Source organism: Delftia sp., assembly GCF_059499305.1.
The window spans coordinates 124,272-141,679 of record NZ_JCABYI010000022.1; the positions used below are offsets into that span (position 1 = coordinate 124,272).

At 68.3% G+C, this 17,408-nt stretch carries 17 protein-coding genes; 3 read left to right on the forward strand and 14 right to left on the reverse strand.

Annotated elements, in window-relative coordinates; genetic code table 11:
• Positions 1–85 precede the first annotated feature (85 nt).
• Positions 86–631 carry a Spy/CpxP family protein refolding chaperone gene (locus AC5I49_RS13145; protein ID WP_495789482.1) on the reverse strand — a complete coding sequence of 182 codons (546 nt, stop codon included), beginning with the start codon at positions 629–631 and terminating at the stop codon, positions 86–88.
• Positions 632–940: 309 nt separating this feature from the next.
• Here AC5I49_RS13145 and AC5I49_RS13150 point away from each other — a divergent pair, with 309 nt between their 5' ends.
• Entirely contained in the window at positions 941–1,978 is a 1,038-nt protein-coding gene (locus tag AC5I49_RS13150) for a recombination-associated protein RdgC (protein ID WP_016447273.1), read from the forward strand.
• A 64-nt stretch (positions 1,979–2,042) separates the two neighbouring features.
• Here AC5I49_RS13150 and AC5I49_RS13155 read toward each other — a convergent pair whose 3' ends face one another.
• The 8 genes from AC5I49_RS13155 to AC5I49_RS13190 form a co-directional block, all read right to left on the reverse strand.
• Positions 2,043–3,230: an acetyl-CoA C-acyltransferase family protein gene (locus AC5I49_RS13155; protein ID WP_061287549.1), complete on the reverse strand. Its 1,188-nt coding sequence runs from the start codon at positions 3,228–3,230 to the stop codon at positions 2,043–2,045.
• Positions 3,231–3,353: 123 nt separating this feature from the next.
• Positions 3,354–4,142 carry an enoyl-CoA hydratase/isomerase family protein gene (locus tag AC5I49_RS13160; RefSeq protein ID WP_495789483.1) on the reverse strand — a complete coding sequence of 263 codons (789 nt, stop codon included), beginning with the start codon at positions 4,140–4,142 and terminating at the stop codon, positions 3,354–3,356.
• A 7-nt stretch (positions 4,143–4,149) separates the two neighbouring features.
• Positions 4,150–5,985: an AMP-dependent synthetase/ligase gene (locus AC5I49_RS13165; protein ID WP_212645605.1), complete on the reverse strand. Its 1,836-nt coding sequence runs from the start codon at positions 5,983–5,985 to the stop codon at positions 4,150–4,152.
• Between the two features lie 145 nt (positions 5,986–6,130).
• Complete coding sequence (locus AC5I49_RS13170) at positions 6,131–6,949, reverse strand: ABC transporter ATP-binding protein (RefSeq protein ID WP_016447277.1); 819 nt, start codon at positions 6,947–6,949, stop codon at positions 6,131–6,133.
• A 25-nt stretch (positions 6,950–6,974) separates the two neighbouring features.
• Positions 6,975–8,156: an ABC transporter substrate-binding protein gene (locus tag AC5I49_RS13175; protein WP_016447278.1), complete on the reverse strand. Its 1,182-nt coding sequence runs from the start codon at positions 8,154–8,156 to the stop codon at positions 6,975–6,977.
• A gap of 36 nt (positions 8,157–8,192) precedes the next feature.
• Positions 8,193–9,230, reverse strand: a complete 1,038-nt coding sequence (locus tag AC5I49_RS13180) for a branched-chain amino acid ABC transporter permease (protein WP_046239407.1) — start codon at positions 9,228–9,230, stop codon at positions 8,193–8,195.
• 22 nt (positions 9,231–9,252) lie between these two features.
• Positions 9,253–10,134: a branched-chain amino acid ABC transporter permease gene (locus AC5I49_RS13185; protein ID WP_046988531.1), complete on the reverse strand. Its 882-nt coding sequence runs from the start codon at positions 10,132–10,134 to the stop codon at positions 9,253–9,255.
• Positions 10,131–11,015 carry an ABC transporter ATP-binding protein gene (locus AC5I49_RS13190; protein WP_016452291.1) on the reverse strand — a complete coding sequence of 295 codons (885 nt, stop codon included), beginning with the start codon at positions 11,013–11,015 and terminating at the stop codon, positions 10,131–10,133. Before AC5I49_RS13190 ends, AC5I49_RS13185 begins: the two co-directional genes overlap by 4 nt.
• Positions 11,016–11,145: 130 nt before the next feature.
• Between AC5I49_RS13190 and AC5I49_RS13195 the strand changes: the two genes are divergently transcribed.
• Complete coding sequence (locus tag AC5I49_RS13195; RefSeq protein ID WP_252651931.1) at positions 11,146–11,937, forward strand: TetR/AcrR family transcriptional regulator; 792 nt, start codon at positions 11,146–11,148, stop codon at positions 11,935–11,937.
• Here the strand turns inward: AC5I49_RS13195 and cueR are convergent.
• Together cueR and AC5I49_RS13205 are read right to left on the reverse strand one after the other, a co-directional pair.
• On the reverse strand, positions 11,934–12,371 hold the full coding sequence (gene cueR / locus AC5I49_RS13200) for a Cu(I)-responsive transcriptional regulator (protein ID WP_043789533.1): 438 nt from the start codon (positions 12,369–12,371) through the stop codon (positions 11,934–11,936). The genes AC5I49_RS13195 and cueR overlap by 4 nt on opposite strands.
• A gap of 21 nt (positions 12,372–12,392) precedes the next feature.
• On the reverse strand, positions 12,393–12,587 hold the full coding sequence (locus AC5I49_RS13205) for a heavy-metal-associated domain-containing protein (RefSeq protein WP_012201975.1): 195 nt from the start codon (positions 12,585–12,587) through the stop codon (positions 12,393–12,395).
• Positions 12,588–12,887: 300 nt separating this feature from the next.
• On the opposite strand from AC5I49_RS13205, the gene AC5I49_RS13210 reads away from it, so the two are divergent.
• Positions 12,888–14,591: a methyl-accepting chemotaxis protein gene (locus tag AC5I49_RS13210; protein ID WP_016447285.1), complete on the forward strand. Its 1,704-nt coding sequence runs from the start codon at positions 12,888–12,890 to the stop codon at positions 14,589–14,591.
• 105 nt (positions 14,592–14,696) lie between these two features.
• Here the strand turns inward: AC5I49_RS13210 and AC5I49_RS13215 are convergent, their stop codons facing one another.
• The 3 genes from AC5I49_RS13215 to AC5I49_RS13225 all read right to left on the reverse strand — a co-directional run bounded on the left by AC5I49_RS13215 (position 14,697) and on the right by AC5I49_RS13225 (position 17,394).
• Complete coding sequence (locus AC5I49_RS13215; protein ID WP_126311542.1) at positions 14,697–15,815, reverse strand: alkene reductase; 1,119 nt, start codon at positions 15,813–15,815, stop codon at positions 14,697–14,699.
• 287 nt (positions 15,816–16,102) lie between these two features.
• Positions 16,103–16,711 carry a glutathione transferase GstA gene (gstA, locus tag AC5I49_RS13220; protein ID WP_013799958.1) on the reverse strand — a complete coding sequence of 203 codons (609 nt, stop codon included), beginning with the start codon at positions 16,709–16,711 and terminating at the stop codon, positions 16,103–16,105.
• Positions 16,712–16,806: 95 nt separating this feature from the next.
• Positions 16,807–17,394, reverse strand: a complete 588-nt coding sequence (locus tag AC5I49_RS13225; RefSeq protein ID WP_017405070.1) for an NADPH-dependent FMN reductase — start codon at positions 17,392–17,394, stop codon at positions 16,807–16,809.
• Between the last annotated feature and the right edge of the window lie 14 nt (positions 17,395–17,408).

Genomic DNA, 17,408 nt, shown 5'->3' on the forward strand with positions numbered 1-17,408 from the left:
TGTCGGTCGCCCGACAAGGCGTCCGTGCAAGGGCTGGCGCAAGCAATCCGGCTGCCCGCTGGTGGCGGGCAGGCCAGGTGGCTGCTTACTGGGCGGGTGCCGGGGCAGGGCGGGCCTGGCCGCTCTTGTGGTCATGGCGCGGGCCGTGGTCCATGCCGTGGTGGCCGGGGTGGCCCTTGTGCAGCGTGGCGGCATCGAAGGTCTTTTGCTGGTTGGCGTCCAGCTGGGCGTAGAAGGCCTTGGTGGCTTCGCCGCGGCGATCGGCATCGGCCGCGCGCTGGGCGCGCATTTCACGCATCTTGTCGATGCGCTGGGGCGTGGTCAGCTTGGCGAAGTCCTCGCGCTCCATGCGCTGGGGACGCTCGCCGGGCTTGAAGGTGGCCGCATAGGTGTTCCATGCGGTCTCCTGGGCCGGCGTGAGCTTGAGGTCGGCCTTGAGCTTGGCGATGCGCTGCTGCATGTGCTCGCGGCGCTCGCCGGGCTTGTGCATGGGACGTTCGGGCTTGGGCGTGGTGGCTGCAGCCGGTGCTGCCGGCGCGGCGGTCTGGGCGTACGAGGGCATGGCGAACGAGGCCAGCAAGGCGGTGGCAACTGCGGCGCTGGCGAGGGTGCGGCGGAAGGTGGTGGTCATTCCAAAATCCTTTCTGGAGAGGGTGACTGAAGGCCGCCGTCAAGGCACTTGGCGGGCCCTGTGCAGCGGATGGTTGAAGTGTGGTCGTCCGATGTATCGGGGCCGTGTGGTTTTGCGCAGGGCTTGTAAAGAATTGACAAGCTTGTGCAGCGCTGTCCGGTGCCAGGCATGCACAATGGCCGGGCGGGGCGCCAAGGCATGGCGCCCCTGCTGTTTTTTCAGTTTTCTCCCTCTGGATGGAGGCGGCGCAGCCCGGTGTTGCACACCCTCTTGCGGCACGGCCGCAGTCCGTCCGAGCAAAGGTTCGCTATGTTCAAAAACATGATCGTCTATCGCATTGCCGAGAGCTGGCAGGGCGATTTGCAGCAGCTTGAAGAAGCCCTGGGCAAGAGCCCGTTTGCCGAGTGCGGCGCCACGCAGGAGCGCAGCGCCGGCTGGGTGCCGCCGCGCGGCGAGCCCCATGGCCCGCTGGCCGAGTCCGTGGCCAATCAGTGGGTGATGCGCTTCATGACCGAGGCCAAGATGCTGCCGGCCAGCGTGCTCAACCGCCGCGTCAACGAGAAGGCCGCCCACATCGAGGCCACCGAAGGCCGCAAGCCCGGCAAGAAGGAAAAGAAGGAACTCAAGGACGAGGCCAAGCTGGACCTGCTGCCCATGGCCTTCACCAAGCAGGGCTCCATGTGGGTGTGGCTGGACCCGCAGGCCCGCACCCTGGTGCTGGACACCGGCAGCCAGGCGCGCGCCGACGAGGTGGTCAGCTCGCTGGTGGAGGGCCTCACAGGCTTTGCGCTGGCCCTGGTCGATACGCAGACCAGCGCACAGGCCGCCATGGCGCACTGGCTGACCACGCAGGAAAGCCCGGCCGGCTTTTCGATTGACCGTGAATGCGAGCTCAAGGCCGCCGACGAATCCAAGGCCGTGGTGCGCTATGCGCGCCATCCGCTGGACATCGACGAGGTGCGCCAGCACATCGAGCACGGCAAGCTGCCCACGCGCCTGGCGCTGACCTGGGACGACCGCGTGAGCTTTGTGCTGACCGAGGGTCTGCAGATCCGCAAGATCGCGCTGCTCGATGCCGTGATGGAAGGCCAGTCGCAGGACGACGGCGGCTTCGATGCCGACGTGGCGATTGCCACGGGCGAGCTGTCCAGGCTCATCCCCGATCTGATCGAGGCGTTGGGCGGGGAAGGGCGCACGGGCCTGGGCCAGGATCTTCCCGCATCGCTGCAGACGCCTGCTGCCCACGCTCCCGCGACGGCACCGCGCGCAGCGGCATCGGGCCGTGGTGCGCTGACGGGGCCGGCCACGGCACCCGTGGACACGGCGCCTGAAGAAGCGCCGTTCTGAGCCAGCAGCAAGGCACCCGGGCCGGCAATGTTTCATGTGAAACATCGCCGCGCCCCCAGGGCGCTCAGACCCTTTCGAAGATGGCTGCGATGCCCTGGCCGCCGCCTATGCACATGGTCACCAGCGCATAGCGGCCGCCCGTGCGCTGCAGTTCGGCGATGGCCTTGGTGGTGATGATGGCGCCCGTGGCGCCGACCGGGTGGCCCAGCGAGATGCCCGAGCCGTTGGGATTGACCTTGGCCGGGTCCAGCGCCAGTTGCTGGATCACGGCGCAGGCCTGGGCCGCAAAGGCCTCGTTGGCCTCGATGACGTCCATGTCTGCAATCTTCAGGCCCGTGCGCTGCAGCACCTTCTGCGTGGCCGGCACGGGGCCTATGCCCATGTAGGCGGGGTCCACGCCGGCATGGGCGTAGCCGACCAGGCGCGCCAGCGGCTTCAGTCCCAGGGCAGCCACGCGATCGCCTGCGGCCAGTGCCACGGCGGCGGCACCGTCGTTGATGCCCGAGGCATTGCCGGCCGTCACGGTGCCGCCTTCCTTGCGGAAGGCCGGCTTCATGGCGCTGAGCACTTCGATGGTGGTGGCCGCGCGCACATGCTCGTCGGTGTCGAAGACCACGACGCCCTTGCGCGTGGCGATTTCCACGGGAACGATCTGCTCCTTGAAGTGGCCGGCCGCGATGGCAGCGGCCGCGCGCTGGTGGCTGGCCGCTGCCAGTTCATCCTGCATTTCACGGCTGATGTGATAGCGCTCGGCCACGTTCTCGGCCGTGATGCCCATGTGCATCTTCTGCCAGGGATCGTGCAGGATGCCCAGCATGTAGTCGATGCTCTTGGCGTCGCCCATGCGCGCGCCCCAGCGCGCGGCCTGGTCGAAGTAGGGGCCGCGGCTCATGGACTCGCTGCCGCCGCCGATGGCCACGTCGCAATCGCCCAGCGCAATGGCCTGGGCGGCAGAGACGATGGCCTGCAGGCCGGAGCCGCACAGCCGGTTGACGTTGAAGGCCGGCGTCTCGATGGGGCAGCCCGCATCGATGGCGGCCACGCGCGAGAGGTAGGCGTCCTTGGTATCGGTGGGGATCACATTGCCCATGACCACGTGGCCGACGGCGTCGGGCGCCAGGCCCGCGCGCTCCATGGCCGCCTTGACGGCCGTGGTGGCCAGCTGGGTGTTGGGTACGTCCTTGAGGCTGCCGCCGAAGGTGCCGATGGCGGTGCGCGCAGTGCCGACGACGAAGACGTCGCGTAGGGTCATGGTGAAGCTCCTCGAAGCGATGAACACGGGGGTGGCTTGCATTGTGCCGGGCGGGCGCAGTCTTGCGCAGCCACCTCGGTGTCAGGCATGGATGGTCCCCTGCCCGCCGATCCTCACAGGCCCTTACCGGCCTTCGAATTGCGGCGCCTGCTTGGCGTGGAACGCCGCAATGCCGCGCGGCAGGTCGGCCGTGCGCGCACAGGCATCGAAGGCGCAGGCCTCGGCCGCCAGCTGGTCGCGCAGGCTGCGGTCCAGGCCCGCGCGCATGAGGCGGCGCATATGGCCCAGCGCCACCGTGGGGCCGGCGGCCAGGCGCTGGGCCAGCTGCTGCACGGCGGCGTCGAGTTCGGCGGGCGGCAGGACGCGGTTGATCAGGCCCAGGCGCTGCGCTTGGGCGCAGTCCAGGGTCTCGCCCAGCATGGCGATCTCCAGCGCGTTGCGCAGGCCCACGATGCGCGGCAGCGCCCAGGAGGCGCCCACGTCGCAGCTGGCGCCCAGGTTGATGTAGGCCAGGTTGAAGCGCGTGCCCTCGGCCGCGTAGACGAAGTCGGCCTGCAGCATCAGCGACAGGCCTGCGCCTGCCGCCGCGCCATGCACCTTGGCGATGACGGGCGCATCGAGCTGGCCCAGCAGCGCCACGGCCTCGTTGAGCGGCGCCAGCAGCTCGGCCGCGCCGCGCACGGGGTCGGCGGCCAGCGTGTCCAGGTCGCCGCCCGCCATGAAGGCGCGGCCCGCGCCTTCCAGCACCACGCAGCGCAGCGCACGGTCCTGGGCCAGGGCGCGCACGGCGTCGCGCAGCGCCAGCGCCATGGGCACGTCGATGGCGTTGAGGGCGGCGGGGCGGTGGAAGGTCAGCGTGGCGATGGCGCCTTCGCGCTGCAGCCGCAGCGGGGTGTCTTGCGTATCGGTCATGGGAGGCTCAGTGGTACAGGGCGTCGATTTCGGCGGCGTAGGTCTTGTAGATGGAAGAACGGCGCACCTTCATCGTGGCCGTGACTTCGCCGTCGTCGTGGTCCAGCTCCTTGGTGAGCAGATGGAAGCGCCGCACATGCGAGACCTGGGCCAGGCGCGCATTGCCCTGCGCGATCTCGGCCTCGATGAGCGCGCGCACCTCGGGCATCTCGGCCAGGGAGCGGAAATGCGTGAAGGCAATGCGCCGCGCCTGGGCCCATTGGCCCACGGTCTCGTAGTCGATCTGCACCAGCGCGCCCACGAACTTGCGGCCCTCGGCGACGACGATGCACTCCTTGATGAAGGGGCTGGCCTTCATGGTGTTCTCGATCTCCGAGGGCGTGAGGTTCTTGCCGCCGGCGGTGATCATGATGTCCTTGAGGCGGTCCACGATGCGCAGCTGGCCGCCCTGCACGCGCACCACGTCGCCCGTGTGCAGCCAGCCGTCCTGGATGCTTTGCGCCGTGGCCTCGGGGTTCTTGTAGTAGCCCGCGAAGACCATGTCGCCCTTGATCTGCAGTTCGCCGCTGTCGTCACCCTCGTGGCCCGCGCTGCTGCCGAGGCTGGCAATGCGCCATTGCACGCCTTCGGTGGCCACGCCCACGCTGCCCACGGACACGTCGTCCAGCCGGTGGCCCGTGACCATGCCCGTGGATTCGGTCAGGCCGTAGACCTCGATCAGCGGCACGCCCAGCGTGCGGAAAAAACGCACCACGTCGGGTGGTATGGGCGCGGCGCCCGTGAGTGCCACGCGCGCCTCGCGCAGGCCGATGAAGTTCTGCAGTGCGCGCAGCACGCTCCAGTAGCTGGCGGCCCAGGTGAGGTGTTCGGCCAGGCTCCATTGCCTGCGGGGCTTTTCGGCCAGCGGCGCGCAGGCCGCCATGGCACGCCGGTAGAGCGTGCGGCGCAGCGGCCCGGTCTCCTGCATCTTGATGCTGATGGCCGCATGCAGCTTTTCCCAGATGCGCGGCACGCCCAGGAACATGTTGGGCGCGACTTCGCGCAGGTCTTCCTGCACCGTGCGGATGGACTCGCCGAAGTGCACCTGCGAGCCCAGGTAGACCGGCACGAAGCTGGTCAGCATCTGCTCGGCCACGTGGCACAGCGGCAGGTAGGACAGGTGGCGCGTGCCGCCATCCAGCCCCAGCCGCTCGGCAATGCCGGGCACCACGCCGCGGATGTTGCGGTAGGTGATCATGGCGCCCTTGGGCTTGCCGGTGGAGCCCGAGGTGTAGATCATCAGCCCCACGTCATCCAGCGTCTGGCGTGCCAGCGCCTGTTCGATGGGGGCGCGGCTGGCGGCCTGGGCGCCCAGGCGCTCGACCTCGTCGAAGGTGGTGATCAGGGCGCGCAGCTCGGGCGCAAGGCTGCGCAGGCCCTTGGTCTCCATGACGATGATTTTCTGCAGCTGCGGCAGCTCGGGCAGGGCGGCCAGCAGCTTGTCGGTCTGCTCCTGGTCCTCGCACACCATGATGGCGATGTCCGCGTGTCCGGCCACGTAGGCGACCTCGGGCGTGGGACTGGTGGGGTAGACGCCCACGGTGATGGCGCCGATCAGGCCCGCGCCCATCTGGGCCAGCACCCACTCGATGCGGTTCTCGGAGATCACGCCCATGTGGCCGCCTGGCGGCAGGCCCAGCTGCGCCAGGCCCAGCCCGAAGTGGCTGGCACGCTCGTGGTAGCGCGCCCAGCTGGTGGGCTTCCAGATGCCGAAGTCCTTTTGCCGTATGGCCACGCGCCGGGCATCGCTGCGCGCGCGTTCGGCCAGCATCTGGGGCAGGGTGAGTTCGGGAAGGTTCTTCATATCAATGACCCATCGCGCTGCCTGTGACACTGGCGTGCCCCCACACGGGAGCACCGAGGAAGGGCCGCCCCGCACCGAGGGTGCTGTCCCCCTCCCTCGCGAAGCGGGAGAGAGGGGGAAGGCGCGAAGCGACTCAGGGGGTGCTTCATGACAACCAGCGCTTGCGGCGCTTGTAGTGCTTCAGGTCGCGAAAACTTTTTGCCTCGCCGCCACCACCCATGCCCAGGTAGAACTCGCGCACGTCGGCATCCTGGGCCAGGCGTTCGGCCGGGCCGTCGATGACGATCTTTCCGTTCTCCATGATGTAGCCGCTGTGCGCCACGGCCAGGGCCACGGTGGCGTTCTGCTCGACCAGCAGCATGGAGGTGCCGCGCTCGGCATTGATGCGCGCGATGATGGTGAAGATGTCCTCCACCAGCTTGGGCGCCAGGCCCAGCGAGGGCTCGTCCAGCAGCATGAGCTGGGGCTCGGCGATCAGCGCGCGGCCAATGGCCAGCATCTGCTGCTCGCCGCCCGACAGGTAGCCGGCCAGGCCTTTGCGTCGCTCATGCAGGCGCGGGAAGTAGCTGTAGACCAGGTCGAAGTCGGGCTTGACTTGATGGCGGCCCGTGAGCGCGTAGGTCGCGGCCACGAGGTTTTCCTCCACCGTGAGGTCCTCGAACACGCGCCGGCCCTCCATCACATGCGACAGCCCCAGGCGCACCAGCTGCTGGGGCGCGTACTGCGCGGTGGACTGGCCGTTGTAGCGCACGCTGCCGCTGGCCAGCAGGCCGTCCTCCAGCGCCAGCAGTCCGGAGACGGCCTTGAGCGTGGTGCTCTTGCCCGCGCCGTTGCTGCCCAGCAGCGCCACGATCTGGCCGCGCGGCACGGCCAGCGACAGGCCCCGCAGGGCCTGCACGACCTTGTTGTAGATGACCTCGATGTTGTTGATTTCGAGGACCTTGTCCGTGGGCTGCTCGGTCATGTGCGGGCGTCTGTTCGGACGACGGTCAAAGTGCGATCCAGTCGGACGCAGGCAGCATCTTCTGCGCCTTCATGTCCGCCTTGTAGACGCGGCCCACGGGAATCGAATTGCCCTTGATGGTGATGGGCACGCCGATCAGTCCGCCCGTGTCGAAGTCCTTGATGGAGTTGAGCGCTGCCTTGAGGTTGGGGCCGGTGAGCGGCTTGCCCGCGTCCAGGCAGCGCCTGGCCGATTCCACGAACAGCATGGCCGCCAGAAAGCCCTGGATATAGGCCGTGCTCTGGTACTCGGGGCGCAGCGCGCGGATCTTGTCCAGCATGGGCGCCTTGGCCGAGGTGTCGTAGTAGTAGCGGTAGGGCATGACGCCCATGAAGCCGTCGCCGGCCTCGCCCATCTTCATGACGGTGGAGCTGTCCATGGTCCAGAAGGTGCCCATCCATCGGCTGGTCATGCCCATCTGCTTGCCCTGTTGGATGAACTCGGGAATGGGCGCGAGGATGTAGCCGTGGAAGATGGTGTAGTCGGGCGCGGCGCGGCGCAGCTTGATGACTTCGGTGGACACGTCCACGCTGCCGGGCGGCGTCATCAGCTTGGCCACCATGTTCAGGCCCAGCTTCTTGGCGGCCGCTTCGCTGGCCTCGATGGGGTCGCGGCCGAATTCGGAGTCGGAGTAGACGAAGGCCACCTTGGCGCCCGGCTTTTCCTTGGCGATGTGCTTGAGCAGGATGCCGAACATCTCCGTGTAGTCGGGCCCCACGAGGAACTGGTTCGGGTACTTGGCCGGGTTGTTGAGCTCGGTGGCGAAGGAGGCGCCCGCCATGAGGATGGCGCCGTTGCGGTCCAGCTCCGGGTTGATGGTCTTGGAAAAGCCCGTGGAGTCGCCGTAGTAGAGGTTGACCTTGTTCTGGCTGGTGATCTTCTTGAACGCGGCCACCGAGACATCGACCTTGTAGCCCGTGTCCTCGGGCACGTAGCGGACCTTGCGGCCCTTGATGCCGCCGGCCTCGTTGACGATCTTCACGTAGTCGCCCATGCCGGCATTGATGCCCACGCCCGCGAAGGCGAACACGCCCGTCATGGGGATGGAGCCGCCGATCACGATGTCTTCGCCGCCAGCCTGGGCGCGGGCGGCCAGCGGCGCGGCCAGGCTGGCGCCGGCCGCCAGCAGCAGGCTGCGGCGGCGCGAGGAAGTCGGGTGTTGCTGCATGCTTGTCTCCTTTTGCTTGTCGTGCGCGGCGCCGCCTCAATTGCGGAAGGGCCACAGGTGGAAGAAGCGGCGCAGGCGCCGCCACATTTGTGCGAGCCCCTGCGGCTCGAAGACCAGAAAGACGATGATCAGCAGCCCGAACACCATGGTGCGCACGGGCGACAGGAAGACGGTGAGCTCGGAGCCGCCGGGCAGCAGGTCCACGATGAGCTTGAGCAGCTCCGGCACCATGGTCATGAAGACCGCGCCCAGGATGGAGCCCAGGATGGAGCCCATGCCGCCGACGATGATGGCCGCCAGAAAGAAGATGGACATCAAGAGCGGAAAGCTCTCGGGCGTGACCACACGGAAGAAGTACGCCCACAGCCCGCCCGCCACGCCCGCGTAGAACGAGGACAGCCCGAACGACAGCAGCTTGTAGCGCAGCAGCGGTATGCCCAGCACCTCGGCCGAGATGTCGCGGTCGCGGATGGCGATGAAGGCGCGGCCTGTGCGCGTGCGAAACAGGTTGGCCGCGCCCAGCAGCATCAGCAGCGTGACCGGCACGATCACCCAGTACAGCCGGAACGACGTATCCAGCGCCACGCCGAACACCGTGGCCGGCTGCAGCGTCAGGCCGGCCGTGCCGCCCGTGAGCCTGAGGTTGGCGAACAGGAAGTGCGCGATGAACGAGGCCGCGATGGTGGCAATCGCCAGGTACAGGCCCTTGACGCGCAGCGAGGGCAGGCCCACCACGATGCCGCCCAGCATGGCCACGAAGCCGCCCGCCAGCAGGTTGAACAGCACGGGCGTGCCCCAGCGCGCCTGCACGATGGCCACCGTATAGGCGCCCAGGCCCATGAAGGCGGCCTGGCCCAGGCTCACCAGGCCCGTGTAGCCCGTGAGGATGTTCAGCCCCGTGGCGCTGGCCACGTTGATGCTGACCAGGCAGGCCAGGTACAGCCAGTAGTCGCTGGCCATGAAGGGGAACAGCACCAGCAGCGCGCCGGCCACGGCCAGCCAGATGCGTTGCGTGCGGGAGTCGAACAGCGCCGCATCGGCGATGTAGCTTTCCTTGAGGGTGCCTATGCGCATGCTGCCGTCTTTCTGAAGCTGTCTAGAGCCGCTCGATCTCGTGTGTGCCGAACAGGCCGTAGGGCCTGAGCATCAGCACCACGACCAGCACGATGAAGGTGGCCAGCAGCTTGTATTCGCCGCCCAGGTAGGCGCCGGCCAGCGCCTCCACCAGGCCGATGAACAGGCCGCCGACCAGGGCGCCCAGCACGCTGTCCAGCCCGCCCACGATGACGACCACCAGCACCGACAGGCCGAACACGCCCATGCTCGACGAGATGCCGCCGATGGAGCCGACGATGATTCCCGACATGGCGGCGATCATGGCCGACACCACCCAGGCCAGCGAGAACACGCGCGGCACGTTGATGCCCACCGAATAGGCCGCTGCCTGGTCGCTGGCCGTCGCACGCAGGGCCACGCCGCCGCGCCAGTAGCGGAACACCAGCAGCACGGCCGCGATGAAGACCACGGCCACGGCTGCGCCCCAGGCTACCTTGGGCGCGAGAAAGGCCTCGCCGATCATCACGGGCTGCGTGGGCATGAACTCGGGCAGGCGGCGCTGGTCGGCCGTCCAGATCAGCTCCACCAGGCCCACCAGCACGGAGGCCAGGCCCACGGTGACCATGAACACCGAGATCGGCGGCTCGCCCAGCAGCGGCCGGATCATCGTGCGCTCGATCAGCGCGCCCAGCAGCCCCGTGCCCAGCACGGCGGCGGGAATGGCCAGCCACAGCGGCAGCGCGAACATGGCCGCGAAGGTGAAGAACAGGTAGGCGCCCACCATCAGCAGCTCGCCGATGGCGATGTTGACCACGCGCGTGGCCTTGTAGACCACCACGAATGCCAGCGCGGCCAGCGCATACAGGCCGCCGCCGGCCAGGCCCGTGAGGGCGATCTCGAACAGGTAGGCCCAGTCCATCATGCGGCTTCCTGTGCCAGGGCAGGCTGCGGCGTGGCGGGCTCCGGCCGGGCGGACGCGCCGCGCAGCCGGCGCCGCAGCTCGCCCACATCACCGGCGCCCAGGTAGGCCCGGTTCACCTCGGGATCGGCCTGCACCACGGCGGGCGTGCCCTGGGCGATGACCTGGCCGAAGTTGAGCACCACCACATGGTCGGACAGGTCCATGACCATGCCCATGTCGTGCTCCACCATGAGCACGGTCACGCCCCATTCGGCGCGCACGTCCAGGATGAAGCGCGCCATGTCCTCGGTCTCCTCGCGGTTCATGCCGGCCACGGGCTCGTCCAGCATCAGGATGCGCGGCTGCATGGCCAGGGCGCGCGCCATCTCCACGCGCTTTTGCAGGCCGTAGGACAGGGCGGCCACGGGCGCATGTCGGATGTGGTCTATCTCCAGGAAATCGATGATGCGCTCCTCGATGTCGCGGCGCAGCTCGGCCTCTTCGCGGCGAGCGCGGCCCAGATAGAGCAGGGCATCGAACACGTTGGTGCGCAGGTGGGCGTGGCGGCCCAGCTTGATGTTGTCCAGCACCGTCATGCCCCGGAACAGCGCAATGTTCTGGAAGCTGCGCCCCAGGCCCAGCCGCGCGCGGCGCGGCGCCGGCACGCGCGTGATGTCCTCGCCCTGGAAGCGGATGGAGCCGCCCGTGGGCCGGTAAAAGCCCGAGATGGTGTTGAACAGCGACGTCTTGCCCGCGCCGTTGGGACCGATCACGGCCGTGATGGAGCCGGGCTGCACATCGAAGCCCACGCCCGACAGCGCCTTCACGCCGCCAAAGGCGAGCGTGACGCCATCGACCTGCAGCAAGGGGGCGGGCCGGCCGCCGTCGGGGTGTGTCTCCATGGCTGTCTCGTGCGTTGGTTCGTCGAGCCGGGCAGGAGCCTACTGATGCGTAGGCTGTTTACTTTGGAGTAGATTCTGGTTGTCGCCCACCGCATGCAGCATCGGTGATTTCCCCGGTGCACCCGCCGCCATGAAGCCATCGAGCCCTGAAACCAAGACCCGACCCAGCCCCGGAACCCGCGCCCGCAAAGGCCGTGCGGCGCCCGCCGTGGACTCGCCCTGGAGCGGCACGCCCGACCGCGAGCAGCAGCGCGAGGCCAAGCGCCAGGCCGTGCTGCAGGCCGCCGCGCAGCTGTTCAACGAGCGCGGCTTCTCCGCCACCTCGCTGGACGACATCGCCGCGCGGCTGGGCGTGAGCAAGCCCACGCTGTACTACTACGTCAAGAACAAGGACGAGATCCTGCTGCAGTGCGTGAACCAGGGCCTGGCCATGACGCTGGAAGGCATCGAGGCCTCGCGCCGCGCAGGTGGCCAGGCCGTGGACCAGCTGCGCGCCTGCATGCAGGTCTATGCGCGCATCGTCACCATGGACTTCGGCATGTGCCTGATCCGCGTGGGCGACGAACAGGTCCCTCCCGACAGCCGCCGCGAACTGCGCCGCCAGAAGGCCGCCATAGACCAGGCCTTCCGGCGCCTGGTGGCCGCTGGCGTGCAGGAAGGCTCCCTGGCCCCCTGCGACCCCAAGATGACCGCCTTCGTGATTGCCGGCGCGCTCAGCTGGATAGGCCGCTGGTACCAGCCCGGCGGCCAGTACTCGGCCGAGGAAGTGGCGCAGCAGTGCATTGATACCTTGATGGGGGGGGTGTTGCGCAGGGACCAGGCCCCTGCACAGCAAAAGAAGCGGGCGCGCAATCCGGATTCGAAACGCGCAGCAGCCGAGGCCCGAGGCCCAGGACAACCGCCCGGCGGGGCAGCAGGCTAGGGCGCCGTACTGCCCTCGTCCTGCGCTGCCAGATCATCCAATATCGGGCAGTCCGGCCGGTCGTCGCCGTGGCAGCAGTGCACCAGGGTCTTGAGCGTGCGCTGCATGGCCTGCATGGCGGCGATGCGCTCGGTCAGTGCGTCGATGTGGCGCTGGGCGATGTCCTTGACCTGGCTGCTGGCACGGCTCTTGTCCTGCCACAGGCCCAGCAAGGTGGCGATCTCGTCCATGGAGAAACCGAGGTCGCGGGCGCGGCGGATGAAGCGCAGGGCGTGCACGTCGGACTCGGCGTACTGGCGGTAGCCGCCGTCCGTGCGGTGCATGGGCGGCAGCAGGCCCTGGGCTTCGTAGTGGCGCACCATGCGCGCCGAGACACCGGCGCGGCGCGCGGCCTCGCCGATGGAGACGGGCCAGTGCTGTGCTTGGGCGGACATGGTGCGTGTCACTCCGGGGACTCAGGCGACCTTGTAGCCTTCTTCGGCGATGGCCGCGCCCAGCGCCTCGCGGCTGGCGCTGCTGTCGACTTCCACGCGCTGGGCTGCGCGATCGATTTTTACCTGGGCCTGGTCATCCACGCCCTGCACGGCCTGGGTGACGGCGCGTTCGCAGTGGCCGCAGGTCATGCCCTGCACGGTGAAAACATGTTGCATTTCTAGCTCCTGGTTGGGGCGCGCCGAAGTGGCGCAAGCCATGGACGGCATGTTGAACCCTGACACCATGGCAAGGTCAAGCGCCTGGCTGGGCAAGGGTTGATTTGGCCCAACTCGATGTGAGTCGGCCGGCTCAATGATCCGCTGCAATGGCCGATAGATCGAAAAGAGCCGTGAATATGCAAAAACCGTCATAGACCATTGGCGATCATCTGACAAACTGCAACAATTTGTATTTACGTTGGCGCTATGCATTTGGAGACCGTGCGTGCGCCCTGACTGACAGAGAGGAAAACGGTCATGAACTTGTTGGGAATGATGCGGGCTTTCACGATCCGCACGCGGATGCTGGGTGCCATCGCCATGGTGCTGGTGCTGCTGGGTCTGCTGGGCGGAGCCGGGATGCTGGGCATGTTCCGCATCCATGGCATGAGTCAGCAGTTCATGCATACCTCGTACGCCAAGATGGGCTACATGGTGGAGTTGCGCGCCGAGCTGGGCGCGGTGCGCGCCCATGAAAAGGACATGATCATCCAGTACGAGCGTGCCGACGAGGTGCGCAAGGCCCACGGGCAGTGGCTGGCGGCCATCGAGCGCGTCAAGGCCGTGGCGGGGCGTTTTCTGAAGGACGAGGACCCTGCCGACGATGCCATCGTCAGCGGCATCTCCGACCGTGTGGACCGCTACCGCCAGCAGTTCGAGCACATTGCGCGCCAGCTGGAGGCCGGTGGCTACGACACGGCCACCACGGCCAACCGCATGAGCGGCAAGGCCATGGCCGAGGTGGCCGAGGTTGAAAAGCTCATCGCCCAGCTCGACCAGCTGCTGCGCCAGCAGGTCGATGCCATGGCCGCCGAGGAGCAGGGCGTGGCCGAGCAGACGCAGTGGATCTTCGTCGCCGCCGTGGTGCTCACGGTGCTGGTGGTGGTGCCGCTGACGCTGATGAACATGCTGTCCATCTGCCGCCCCCTGGTGCAGGCGCGCCAGACGGCGCTGACCATCGCCCAGGGCGACCTGTCGCAGAGCGTGAAGGTGGAGGGCAAGGATGAGGTGGCCGACCTGCAGCGCGCGCTGGACCAGATGCAGCAGAGCCTGGGCTCCATGGTGACCCAGGTGCGCGACGCCAGCGGCAACATCGCCACGGCCAGCCAGGAGATCGCCACGGGCAACCAGGACCTGTCCTCGCGCACAGAGCAGACGGCCAGCAATGTGCAGGAGACCGTGGCCTCGCTGTCCCAGCTCACGGCCACGGTGCAGCAGACGGCATCGTCCTCGCAGCTGGCCAACCAGTTGGCGGCATCGGCCTCGACCACGGCCACGCGCGGTGGCGACGTGGTGGCCCAGGCCGTGGTGAGCATGCAGGAGATCACGACCTCCAGCCGCAAGATCGGCGACATCATCGGCCTGATCGACTCCATCGCCTTCCAGACCAACATCCTGGCGCTGAACGCCGCCGTGGAAGCGGCGCGCGCCGGCGAGCAGGGCCGCGGCTTTGCCGTGGTGGCGGCCGAGGTGCGATCCCTGGCCCAGCGCTCGGCCCAGGCGGCCAGCGAGATCAAGGCGCTGATCCAGACCAGCGTGCAGGCCGTGGATGTGGGCGTGCGCCAGGTGGAGGATGCTGGCAAGACCATGAAGGAGATCGTGGACAGCGTGCAGCGCGTGGGCGACATCATTGGCGAGATCACGGCGGCTTCCAGCGAGCAGTCGGGCGGCATCGGCCAGGTCAACCAGGCCGTGGGCGACATCGACCGCATGACGCAGCAGAACGCAGCCCTGGTCGAGGAATCAGCCGCCGCTGCCGAGTCGCTGCGCGAGCAGGCCGCGCGCCTGGCTCAGGTGGTGGGACAGTTCCGCATTGCCGGTGCGGCCGTGGCGTCCATGGGCTCGCATGCTTCCTACGGCCGTCCCTCCCAGGGCCAGCCCAGCCTGGCGCCGGCGGCAGGCCGCGCCTCGCTGGCCTCTGGCCGGGACACGCGCGAGACCCAGCTGCTGGAACACGCCTGAGAAGGCAGGGGCCAGCGGCCCTGTTTCACGTGACCCCGTGAATCGCGCGAACGAAAAAAGCCCGCAGGCCATGCCTGCGGGCTTTTTGCTTTGCAGCGCCGCAAATCAGGCCTGGCGCGCGAACGGGTAGTCGATATAGCCCTCTGCGCCGCCGCCGTAGAACAGGCTGGAGTTCCAGGGGTTCAGCGGCAGGTCGTCGTGCAGGCGGTGGACCAGGTCGGGATTGGAGATGAAGGCCTTGCCGAAGGCCACGATATCGGCGTGGCCGTTTTCCACGGCGCGCAGGGCCATGTCGCGGTCATAGCCGTTGTTGACCATCCAGGCGCCCTGGCCGCCGGCCTGGCGGTAGGCGGATTTGAGGGCCGCGTAGTCGAAGGGCCGGTCCGGCAATTCACGCGGGCCGCCGGTGGAGCCTTCGATGATGTGGATGTAGGCCAGGCCCAGCGGCGCCAGCTGGCGCACCACGTATTCGAACAGCGGCTGGGGATCGGCATCGGCGATGTCGTTGGCCGGCGTCACGGGCGACAGGCGGATGCCCACGCGGCCGCCGCCCACGGCATCGGCGGCGGCGCGCGTGCATTCGAGCAGCAGGCGGGCGCGGTTCTCGATGCTGCCGCCGTAGTCGTCATCGCGCCGGTTGGCGCCGGTCTTGAGGAACTGGTCCAGCAGGTAGCCGTTGGCGCCGTGCAGCTCCACGCCGTCGAAACCGGCCGTCTCCACGGCATTGCGCGCGGCCACGGCGAAGCTGTGGACGATGGCGGGAAGCTCCTGCTGGGCGAGCGCGCGCGGCGCGGAGGTGGGCACGAACTGGCCCTTGCCCGAGTCCTCGTCGATCACATAGGTCTTGGATCTGGCCGCCACCGGGGACGGTCCCACGGGCGCCTGGCCTTCGGGCTGCAGCGAGGTGTGCGAGACCCGGCCCACATGCCACAGCTGGGTGACGATGCGCCCGCCCTCCTTGTGCACGGCGTCGGTCACGCGCTTCCAGCCGTCGAGCTGCTCGCTGCCGTACAGGCCCGGCACATGGGCATAGCCCTGGCCCTGGTGGCTGATGGCCGTGCCTTCGCTGATCAGCAGGCCGGCGCTGGCGCGCTGGGCGTAGTAGGTGACCATGATGTCGTTGGGCAGGGCCTGGGGTGCGCGGTTGCGCGTCAGCGGCGCCATGGCGATGCGGTTGGGCAGGCGCAGTTCGCCAGCCTGTATGGGATCGAACAGAGAGGTCATGCAACGGGGCTTTCTGTGCGTGAAGCAAAAGCGCCACCTGTGCGGGCGGCGCGGCGTACGGCACAGATTACGCCCATGGAATCAATCGTGCAGGCCAGGGATTTGCGCGCTGTCGTGCAGGCGACGCCCGCATGCCGCATGGCCCGGCAGATGCGCGCGGCACCCGCCGAGGTGCAGCCGCGCATCCGCAGGCGCCAGGCCTGCGCCGCAGGCACCAAAGACAAAGGGCCGGCCGGTTCCACACCAGCCGGCCCCGTCAGGCCTTGAGCGCAGCAGCGCGGCGCTGCTTACTTGAGCAGGCCTTCGGCCTTCATCGCGGCCTGCACGGCAGGGCGGGCCAGCACGCGCTCGCGGTAGGCCAGGAGGTTGGTCAGCTCGGAGATGTCCACGCCCACGAACTGGGCCCAGCCCGTCACGGTGAACAGGTAGGCGTCGGCCACGGTGAACTGCTCGCCCATCAGGTAGTCGCGGCCATTGAGCTCGCCGTCCACCCACTTGAGGCGGTCCAGCACGCGCTGGCGCACCACGGGCTTGTAGTCGTCGGGTGTGGCGGGGTTGAACAGGGGACCGAAGCCCTTGTGCAGCTCGGTGCCGATGAAGTTCAGCCACTCCTGCAGGTGGTAGCGGGCCATGGTGCCGTTGGCCGGGGCCAGCTTCTTCTCGGGGACCAGATCGGCCAGGTACTGGACGATGGCCGGGCCTTCATGCAGCGTGTCGCCGTCGTCGAGCACGAGGAAGGGAACATAGCCCAGCGGGTTGATGCCGTAGTAGTCCGTGCCGTCCTGCAGCTTGTGCGTCTTGGTGCTGGCCAGGACCGGCTCGTAGGCCAGGCCTGCCTCGTGCAGGACGATGTGGGGAGACAGAGAGCAGGCGCCAGGGCTGTAGTAGAGCTTCATGGTGGATGGCTTCCGATCAGGGTAAGAAAGACAAGCGCCCATGCTAACCCCATGTGGCGGGGCTGCGCATGATGGGACCGCGCTGGCGCCAGGGTTCAGGCCGACAGGCGCTGTGCAGCCCAGAGCACCTGTTCCAGCACGGCCTTCATGCCCTGCTGGTCCTGGGATCGCTGCAGGCGGCCGGCGTCGTCGAATGCCTGGCCTGCCTGGCCCACGGCGTGGCTCACGGGTGCCAGCCAGCACTGCAGGTTCAGCAGCAGCGGCGCCAGGTGCGACTGGGCGCGCAGGCCGCCCAGGCCGCCGGGCGAGGCGCTGGCCATGCCCACGACCTTGCCGCGAAAGGGCAGGGTGCCATCGGACCAGACCGGATCACCGGCCACGGGGCTGGAAGCCCAGTCGATGGCGTTCTTGAGCAGGGCGGGGTAGCTGCCGTTGTACTCGGGCGAGCAGATCAGCCAGGCCGGGTGGCTGTGCAGCGCGGCCTTGAAGCGCAGCACGTCAGGCGGCGTGCCGCTGGCCTCCAGGTCGGCGTTGTACATGGGGATGTCGAAATCCGACAGCTCCAGCAGCGTGGGCTGGGCGCCCAGTTCACGGGCCATGTCGGCGGCGGCGGCGGCCAGGCGCCGGTTGTGCGATTGTTGGCGGGTACTGCCCGCGAAGATGAGGATCTGCATGGCCGCCATTGCATCACAGGCCC